3 protein-coding genes are annotated in these 2,458 nt (G+C 71.8%); all 3 read right to left on the reverse strand.

Translation table 11 applies throughout. The annotated features are described in order from the left end of the window. On the reverse strand, nt 1-777 hold a 777-nt coding region (locus tag ACRDP3_RS25460; protein ID WP_431519340.1), incomplete at its 3' end, for a DUF4192 family protein. Beyond that, nucleotides 774-1,298: a hypothetical protein gene (locus tag ACRDP3_RS25465; protein ID WP_431519341.1), complete on the reverse strand. Its 525-nt coding sequence runs from the start codon at nt 1,296-1,298 to the stop codon at nt 774-776. The genes ACRDP3_RS25465 and ACRDP3_RS25460, both read right to left, overlap by 4 nt. After that, complete coding sequence (locus ACRDP3_RS25470; RefSeq protein WP_431519342.1) at nt 1,295-2,302, reverse strand: N-6 DNA methylase; 1,008 nt, start codon at nt 2,300-2,302, stop codon at nt 1,295-1,297. Before ACRDP3_RS25470 ends, ACRDP3_RS25465 begins: the two co-directional genes overlap by 4 nt. Nucleotides 2,303-2,458 lie beyond the last annotated feature (156 nt).

Consider the following 2,458-nt stretch of genomic DNA (forward strand, 5'->3'; position numbering starts at 1 on the left):
GGCTACGCCGGCCTCCACGGCGCCGTCGTCGTGCAGACCGACGAGGAGCTGCGTGGCCAAGGTGCGGTTGAGGGTGGTCGCTCCGGCCCGGAACTGACTGACGGCCGCGTCGATCTGGGCGCAGGTCGAGGTGAGAGTGGCATCGCGTCCGGCGCTGGTCGCGCACCGGGTGTTGAACTGGTCAATGGCCGTGTCCAGGGCATTGAGGAAGTCGGTGTCGGCGGGGGCCGCCGCCCGGAACTCCTTGACGATGTCGCGGGTGCGGGGGCCGGAGATGCGGCCGAGGCGGGCCATCTGTGCCGCAACGCTGCTGGGGTCGTCAGCAGTGGGGAGCGGCTGGCCCTCGCAGCACCCTTCGGTGGTGCACTCGAACGCCCACCACCGGTTCGCGACGAGACCGATGGTCTGGAGTACGTCGGCGCGCTGCTCGCCAAGGGCCGTCGTGAGCCAGTCGGCGACGGGGGCCAGGAGCGCGGCGGTGTCCCACGGGGTCTCGTCGGGGCGCGGCTCGCGGCAGAGGTAGACGATGACGCCCTCGCCGGGGTCGTGGCTCATGTCGTGGGCGTACGCCACGAACTGGCGGGCGGCGAGTTCGGCGGTGGCCTTCCACTCGGCGGGGTCTTCGGGGAGAGGGCACGTCATGGTCGGTCCGTCGTGGAAGTTCGGGCCGGGGGCGTGGAAGGCGATGCTGTCGTCGGGGTAGTGGCCGAGGAGGTACGGCAGGATCTGGGCGAGGTTGGGCAGGCTGGTGACCTGCACAGTGTTGTCGGGGCTCATGTCTGGGCTCCTTCCGTGGGCGGGGTGGGGTCGGACTGCCCGATGCGGGCGGGTGGAGGCGGGGCGGGGATGCCGCGCGGCTTGTTCGTCAGGGCAGGGAGCAGTTGGTCGCGGACGAGCGCGCTGAGGTCGGTGACTAGGGCCTTGCTGGTGCGCGTGTTGAGGACGGCGTGCCAGGTGCGGCCGGGCTGAACCCGGGCGTCGCGGGCGGCCTGTGCCTCGGCCTGCTCGGCGGCGGTTGCGCCGTCGGGCATCGGCGGCAGGTCGGGGCCTGCGGTGATCCAGGTCTGGATGGCGAGGCCGCGGGACTGGATGCGCAGGCCGAGGCTGTGGCCGTCGGGGTGGCGGTAGAGGGCTTTGCGGTCGGGAGTGTCGGTGTCCTCCTTGAGCCAGGGCGGGTCGAGGGGCGGGGCGATCTGGTCGAGGGGCGGTACGTCGATCTCGTCGCGCGGCGCGGCGAAGGCCGGGCGTCTGCGGCGGAGTACGGGCGTGGTGCCGGGGCGGTCGAAGGTGTCGGTCATGCGACGGGCTCTTTGCTGGGCATCAGCTCGTCGACCAGGTCGAAGGCGCGGCGGACGGCGACGAGCGTGTGGGCGGTGCCCAGGTACCGGTCGCGCTCCTCGAAGGCTTCGAGGGCTTCGGCGCGGGTCTTGGCGTAGTCATCGTCCGGGGCGAGGGAGTTGGCGCAGCCGATGAGGCAGCGGGGGCCGAGGTCCCAGATGATCGCGTTGACGGCGGCGCATCCGGCCGACAGCGAGTCGATGTCGTTGCCGTACCAGTGGAAGTCGTGCGGGTCGAGGCCGAGGTCGCGTAGGCGGACGGCGACGGAGCGGAACATGGTCCCGCTGCCGACGGCGGGTTCGCGGAAGGACATGCCCGGCTTCGCGAAGTCCTCGTCGATGGTCATGTTGGCCATCAGGTCCGTGATGCACGCCGGCGTGTGGTATTCGCCGCGCCACTTCTTGTCGCTCTTGTGCCGCAGGCCGGTGAGCAGGGGGCTGAGGACGTCGGCCTCGGAGCGTCGCCAGACGTCGTCGTGTCCGGTGAGGTCCATCAGGCCGGTTTTGATGGCGGCGCGGGTGACGGCGTGGACGGCGCGGAGTTGCTGCTTGTCGGGCTCGGGGTTCCAGGCCCAGTCGTGCAGGCGTATCGCGCGGTTGATGAGGTCGGGGCGTTTGATCCAGTGCCCGAGGTAGATCTCCTTGAGGAGCTGCGGGAGTTGTTCGGACGTCAGCTTGAGCACCCAGTCCGCGAGGCCGGGGAGGTTGCGCAGCAGGGAGAGCCCGGCGACGGTGCCGAGGGGGACGTCGATGCTGCTGCCGCCGAAGGACTGGTACCAGGCGTCGAGGACGTTCTCCGCGATCTTGCGGGCGTGCTCGTGCGGGTCGCGGGGGGCGGCGTAGCGGCGAGCGGTGATCTCGCCGGTGGTGCGGGCCTTGGTCTTGGGCGGGGGCTTCTTCGCCCACGAGGGGGCGGGCCGCGCGGCGGCCGGGGCCGCGGCGCGGGGCAGGAAGTCGTCGGTCACGACGGCGGAAATCCCTTTCTGCGGGCGCGCATGGGACCGCCCCGGTGCGCGGTGCGCGACCGGGGCGGTGAGCGGGTGTGGGACGGGGGGTCAGCCGGTGTGCTGGAGAGACCGGAGGGTGGCGAGGACGCCGCGGACCTCGATGTCGTACGCGGC

The sequence above is a fragment of the Streptomyces sp. genome, assembly GCF_050698815.1.
GTDB lineage: Bacteria > Actinomycetota > Actinomycetes > Streptomycetales > Streptomycetaceae > Streptomyces.

What these genes read in the sequence shown, in the direction of transcription:
- ACRDP3_RS25465 (WP_431519341.1), bottom strand. Translation starts at nt 1,298, where the DNA reads ATGACCGACACCTTCGACCGCCCCGGCACCACGCCCGTACTCCGCCGC.